The 6,691-nt window shown below is 68.5% G+C and carries 3 protein-coding genes; all 3 read left to right on the forward strand.

Features of this window, described 5'->3' with window-relative positions; translation table 11 throughout:
* Nucleotides 1-1,092: tetratricopeptide repeat protein (locus ACREE8_RS24995; RefSeq protein ID WP_431575738.1), on the forward strand; the 1,092-nt coding region annotated here is incomplete at its 5' end.
* The gene (locus ACREE8_RS25000; RefSeq protein ID WP_431575739.1) at nucleotides 1,089-3,212 is read left to right on the forward strand and encodes a tetratricopeptide repeat protein; all 2,124 of its coding nucleotides are present in this window, start codon (nucleotides 1,089-1,091) and stop codon (nucleotides 3,210-3,212) included. The genes ACREE8_RS24995 and ACREE8_RS25000, both read left to right, overlap by 4 nt.
* Nucleotides 3,209-6,691, forward strand: a 3,483-nt coding sequence (locus tag ACREE8_RS25005; RefSeq protein WP_431575740.1) for a tetratricopeptide repeat protein, incomplete at its 3' end; no start/stop codon positions are given. The genes ACREE8_RS25000 and ACREE8_RS25005, both read left to right, overlap by 4 nt.

Genomic DNA, 6,691 nt, shown 5'->3' on the forward strand with positions numbered 1-6,691 from the left:
GCTTTGGCCGCGGCCCGGGCCGCAAAGGCTGCCGCCCGTAACGATGCCAACGCGCTGAACAATGCCGGCGTGGTGCTGCGCACCCTGGGCGACATCGATGCCGCCATCGACTGCTTCCCCGCTGCGATCGCGCTCAAGCCGGGCTTTGCCGATGCTCATTCCAGCCTCGGGATCGGCTTGCTGACGAAGGGCGATTTCGCGCGAGGCTGGCCCGAATATGAATGGCGCTGGCACACGCGCGATTTCCGTCGCGGCCTCCAGCGCTACGAGACCCGGCGCTGGCAGGGTGATCCGCGACCGGAGGCCACGCTGCTGGTCTATGCGGAGCAGGGCCTTGGCGACAGTCTGCAATTCGCGCGCCTGCTGGCGCCCGCGGCCGGCCTCGTCGGCAAGCTGCTGTTCGAGACGCAACCGGAGCTGGCGCGCGTCATGCGAGGGCTTCCCGGGGCCGAGCATAGTTTCGCGCGGGGCGGGCCCACCCCGGCCTTCGATCTGCAGGTGCCGCTGCTGAGCCTGCCGGCGCTGCTGCGTTTCCCGCTCGACCGGATTCCGGGTTCGGTGCCCTATCTTCGCGCCGAACCCGATCTGTCTTCGGCCTGGGCCCTGCGTTTAGAAGCGCTGCGCCGCCCGCGCATCGGTCTCGTCTGGCAAGGCAATCCGCGCCACCCCAACGATCGCAACCGCTCGATCGGGCTGGCACCCCTCGCCCCCCTGATCCGCCGTCACGATGCCGGCTGGGTCAGCCTGCAGAAGGCGGGCGGTGCCGAAGCGATCGCGGCGCAAGGATTGTCGGACCGGATCTTCGATGCGACGGTCGAGCTCGAGGATTTCGCCGATACTGCCGCGCTCTGTGCCGAGCTCGATCTCGTGATCGCGGTCGATACCTCCGTTGCCCATCTCGCGGGTGCCATGGGCCGGCCCACCTTCCTGCTGCTGCCGTCGGTGTCGGACTTCCGCTGGCTCCTGGATCGCCGCGACAATCCCTGGTACCCGTCGATGCGGCTCTTTCGCCAGCGTCATTTCGGAGTCTGGGCCGACCCGCTGGCCGAGCTCGAGATCGCCGTCGCCCAATTGATGGGGGAGCGGCGATGAACCCGCGATCGCCGGCGCGCAAGCAGATCGAAGCGGCGTTGAAGGCCCATCAGTCCGGAAACGTTGCCGAGGCGCAGCGTCTCTATCGGGCCGTTCTGGCACTGAACGCGAGCGACCCCCAAGCGCTTCACGGGCTGGGCGTGATCGCCTTCGCCGCCGGCCATCGCGACGAGGCGTTGCCCTTGTTGGCGAAGGCTGCGCAACAGGCACCAAAGATCGCCGAATTCCGCCGCAATCATGCCAACGCATTGGCGGCCTCGGGGCGGTTCGAAGCGGCGATCCCGGAATATCGCGCGGTCCTCAAGCTGGAGCCGCGCAGCGCTGCGGATTGGTCGCGGCTGGGCTCCGCGCTGTCGACAGTCGGCCAGCATGACGAAGCGGCGAAAGCGTTCGAGGCGGTGCTCGTTCATCTTCCGGCGAAATCGCCGGACCGCGTCGGTGCGTTGCGCCGCCTCGGCCAGGTCCAGCGGCGGGCGGGCCAAGGCGAGGCGGCGGTTCGGTCCTGGCAGACGGCGCTGTCGCTCGATCCCAGGCAGCCCGACCTCGCGGCCAATCTCGGCGAGCTGCTGACGGCGCTGGGCCATTCCGCCGAAGCACAAGCGGCCTATCGCCAAGCGCTGGCGCTCAAGCCCGACGATGCCGCCGTCATGACCAATCTGGCGGCGTTGATGCGCGAGGACGGCAAGTTTGTCGAGGCCGAGGCGGTCTATCGCGCGGCTCTCGAGGCCGAGCCGGAATCGGTCATGGCGCGCCGCAACCTGGCGGTGGCGTTACATGACCAGGAAAGGGACGCGGAAGCCTTGCCCGTCATCGAGGCGGCCCTCGCCATGGCGCCGCAGGACAAGCATGCGCTCCAGATCGCGAGCGGCGTGCTCCAGGGCCTCGGTCGGCATGAGGCGGCGCTGGTCATGGCGGCAAAGCTCCTGGCGCTGGATCCGCATGAGCCGCGCGTGCCCGGAATTCGCGCCCGGTCGCTGCAGGCGCTCGACCGGAATGCCGAGGCGCTGGCAGCGGCGCGCACCGCGATGCGCAACCCCCAGCCCAATCCGGACGCGCTCGCCGACGCCGCCTTCGTGTTGCGCTCGATGGGCGAGATGGACGAGGCCATCGCCTGCTATGGCGCATTGCTGAAGCTCCGCCCCGGCGACATCGATGCCCATGTCAATCTCGGCGGCTCGCTGCTTTCGGTCGGTCGATTGCGGGAGGGCTGGCCCGAATATGACTGGCGCTGGAAGCGCAAGGCCGAGGCTGAAAGGCGCAACCGTCCGATGCCCCAACCGCTATGGGATGGCAGCCGGCCGCTTCCGGGCCGCCTCCTGGTCTGGAACGAGCAGGGTGTGGGTGACGAGGTCATGTTCTCGAGCCTGTTGTCCGAGCTGTCGGGCGAACTCGATTGCGTGCTCGAATGCGATCCGCGGCTGGTTCCTTTGTTCCGCCGCTCTCTGCCGAAAACCGAGATCGTGGCGCGGATCGAGCCCTTGCCCGATCCGCGGTTGTCGGCACCCGATATCGTGAGGCAGGCACCGGCGGGCACGGTGGCGGGTTACTTGCGTCCCGACCTGGCGAGTTTTGCAGGCAGGGGCGGTCCTTACCTCGTTGCCGATCCGGAGCGGCTTGCGACGTTGAAGAAGAGCCATCGCGGTGCCGAGCTCAATGTCGGTCTCGCCTGGTACACCAAGGCGGATCAGGAACAGGGGCGGGGCGTCGCGCTCGAGCAGCTCGAGCCGTTGCTGGGAACGCCGGACGTCCGTTTCGTCTCGGTGCAATATGGCGATCACCGCGCGGCGATCGCGGCTCTCAAGGACCGGACCGGCATCGAGATCTTCGAGGATCCGTCGATCGACCAGTTGAAGGATCTGGACGGGTTCGCCGCGCAGCTCGCTGCCCTCGACCTGGTCGTCACCATCGACAACAGCGCCGCGCATTTCGCCGGTGCCTTGGGCGTGCCCTGCTGGGTGCTGCTGCCCTTTCTCCCGGAATGGCGCTGGCAGCGCGACCGGGCGGACTCGATCTGGTGGCCCTCCTTGCGCCTCTTCCGGCAGAGCCGCCGCGGTCATTGGGGCGAGCCCGTGGCCGCGCTTTCGGCGGCTCTCTCCCGCCGGCTGCAGGAGCGGTCATGACCACAGCGCAGCCGCCGGAAGCCCGGTTCGACGCGGCGCTGGCGCTGTATCGCGCGGGCGATCTCACGGCTGCCGCCGCGATGCTCGAGCGGATGGTGGAGCATGAGCCCGGCCGGGCCGAAGCCTGGCATCTTCTGGGTGTGATCCGCTCCCAGGCGCCCGGTCAGGAGGGCGCATTCGCGGCGCTGGAGCGGGCGATCGCGCTCCAGCCCCAGGATGCCGAGATCCTCGGCAATCTGGCGCGGCTTCAGATCAAGCAGAAGCAATACGAGCCGGCCGAATCCCTGTTGCAGCGGGCTTTGGCGCTGGCGCCGCTGGACGCGGAGCTCTGGCGCAATCTGAGCCTGGTCAGGCGCCGGCGGGACGATATCGCCGGCGCACTCGAGGCGGCACAACAGGTCCAGGGGCTGCGACCCGACGATCCCGCGGTGGCGATGGAGCTGGGCAACCTTCTCGCGCGCGCCGGCGATCCGCGCAGTGCCCATGCGCAATATATGAAGGCCGCCGCATTGCGGCCCGATGCCGCGCCGTTCCAGGTGCAGATCGCCGAATCGCTGCGCGGCCTGGGCCAGATCGCGGCTGCCAGGACGGCGGCCGAGCGGGCCGTGAAGCTCGATCCCGATTATGCCTCCGCCCATGCCGTGCTGGGCGATGTCCTGCGTGTGCTGGAGGATTTCGAGGGCGCGGTCGCGGCGCTGGATCGGGCGTTGACGCTGGCGCCCAATCTGTTCCTCGGCAATTTCTACAAGGGCCTGCTCGAGAACGATCTCTGCCGCGTCGACAGCGCGATTGCCCATCTCGACAAGGCGCTGGCGCTCGACGCCGACCATCCCGATCTCCACTGGAACCGGGCGGTGATGAATATCCGGCGCGGCCATTGGCGCGAAGGCTTCGCCGAATATGAATGGCGGTTCCGCTCGAATCTGTTTGTCGGCGGTCCACGCCCGCCGCTGCCGGTCCGCCCCCAGCCTGCCGAGCTGGCCAGCAAGCGGGTGCTGCTGACGGCCGAGCAAGGCATCGGCGACGTGATCCAGTTTCTGCGCTATGCGGCGCTGGTGGCGCAAGCGGGTGGCCGTCCCATCCTGGAAGTTCCGCCCGAGCTTCTCGGTCTCGCGGGATCGGCTCCCGGTGCAACGGCACTGGTGGCGCGTGGAAGCGAGCCGCCGCCGCATGATATCGCCCTGCCCCTCATGAGCCTGCCCTATGTCTTCGGCACCGAGATCGCGACGACACCGGCGAAGACTCCTTATCTTCATCCCGATCCCGCCGCTGCGGCCGCCTGGGCGAAGCGCCTCAAAGACCTGCCGCGGCCGCGGATCGGCCTTGCCTGGCAGGGCAATCCGCTTCACCGCAACGACCATAATCGCTCGATCCCGCTGGCAAGGCTGAAGCCGCTGATCGAGAGCCTGCCCGCAGGCTGGATCAGCCTGCAAAAAGGGGCGGGCAGCGACCAAATCGCGGGCGCCGGCCTCTCGGATCGTCTTCTGGATGCGGGCTCGGGGCTGCAGGATTTCGCCGACACGGCGGCGCTGCTGGACAATCTCGATCTCATCGTCACCATCGACAGTGCGGTCGCCCATCTTGCGGGCGCGCAGGGCCGGGCGGTGATGCTGCTGTTGCCCTGGTCGCCCGACTTTCGCTGGATGCTGGATCGCAAGGACACGCCCTGGTACCCGACCCTGCGTCTCTTGCGTCAGGCGCGCCGGCGCGAATGGGCGGAACCGCTGGCGGAGCTTCGCTCTCTGCTGATCGCCCGCTGGCCTCATCTCGCCAAGACCGGATCGCCGGCACCCCGGCCTGCCGCGACCCCACCGCCTGCGCCGCCGGCGCCGCCGCCCGATGATCGGTCGGCGGTGGAGGCTGCGAAGCTCGAGCAGGAGCTGGAACGGTCGCCGAACGATCCCAAGCTGCTGACGCGATTGTCCTCAATCGAAAGACGGCGGGGAAAGATCGACGCCGCGATCGATCTCGCCCGCCGCGCCCTGGCAGGGGATGCGGCCTTCATTCCCGGTCTGCTGGCGCTCGGTCATGCCCAGTCCGATCGCGGCGACACGGAAGCGGCGGTCGCCGCCTACGAAGCGGCGTGGCTGCAACAGCCGGACAACATCCTGGCCCTGACCAATCTCTCGACCTTGCGGCTTCGGCAGGCCAGCGCTGCTGCCGACGGAGTGGGCGAACGAAACGCCGCCGACAGACGCGTCGCCGCTCTGATCGAGGAGGCGCTCGCTCTGGCGCGCCGTGCCCGCGCGATCGATCCGGACTATGTGCCCGCCATCCTGGCGGTGGGCGCGGCCTGCATGCGGGCCCAGGATGTCGATGGCGCGGCCGAGGCCTATGACCGGGCGAGCGCGTTCGAGCCCGAGAATGTCATCGCGCTGGTCAATCTGACATTGATGCGCCTCTATCAGTCGCGATCGGCGGAAGCGGAGGCGTTGGGCCGCCGCGCCGTCGCCGTCGATCCGGGCAACACTCAGGCGCATTGGCATCTGGCGCTGGCGCTCATGGTCAACGGCAAACTGCGCGAGGGCTGGCCCGAATTCGCCTGGCGTTGGGCCACCGACTTCACGGCGGCGGAGCGCCGCCATTGGCCCTGGCCCGAATGGCAGGGGGCCCCGCTTCAGGGGCGGCTTCTGGTCTGGAACGAACAGGGCATCGGCGACGAGCTGATGTTTTCGAGCCTTCTTCCGGAGCTGGCGAAACGGGTCGATCTGCTGGTCGAGTGCGACGCCAGGCTGATCGGCCTGTTCGGCCGGTCGCTGCCGGGCGTTACCCTGCTCCCGCGCTCGGTGGTTCCTCCCGGGACGCGCGAATGGCCCCCAGGCATCGTCGCTCAGATCGCGGCCGGGGATATCGCCCGCCATTTGCGCCCTGACCTCTCCAGCTTCGCGGGTCATGCCGGCCCCTATTTGAAGCCCGATCCGAACCGGGTCGAGGCGATGCGCCGGCGTTATGGCAGCGATCGTCCTCGCGTCGGGCTGGCCTGGCATACCGGCTCCAAGACCCGGGGCGAGGGCCGTCGGATTCCGCTGGCGGATTTTCTGCCCCTCCTGCGCAACCCAAATCTACATTTCGTCAGCCTGCAATACGGCGATCACAAGGACGAGATCGCGGCTCTCGCCGGGCAGGGCGTCGCGATCACCGTCGATCCGGCGGTCGATCAGATGACCGACCTCGAAAGCTTCGCCGCGCAAGTGGCGTCTCTCGATCTGGTCATCACGATCGACAACAGCACGGCGCATCTGGCCGGCGCGCTCGGTGTACCTTGCTGGGTGCTGATTCCCGACCCGCCGGAATGGCGCTGGATGCTCGATCGGGAAGACTGTGTCTGGTGGCCCTCGCTTCGTCTGTTCCGGCAGCAAGCCCGGGGCGACTGGTCGGCACCGCTGGCTCGCCTCCAGGAGGAACTCCCGCGCTGGGCCGACGGAAAACGCCTCGCGGCGCCGGTTGCCGCCTCGTCTTCGATGAGCGCGCCGCAAGCC

Origin of the sequence: Hypericibacter sp., assembly GCF_050729195.1 — a bacterium.
GTDB lineage: Bacteria > Pseudomonadota > Alphaproteobacteria > Dongiales > Dongiaceae > Hypericibacter.

Coding starts and splice junctions, on each gene's coding strand:
- ACREE8_RS25000 (WP_431575739.1), top strand. CDS start 1,089: ATGAACCCGCGATCGCCGGCGCGCAAGCAGATCGAAGCGGCGTTGAAG.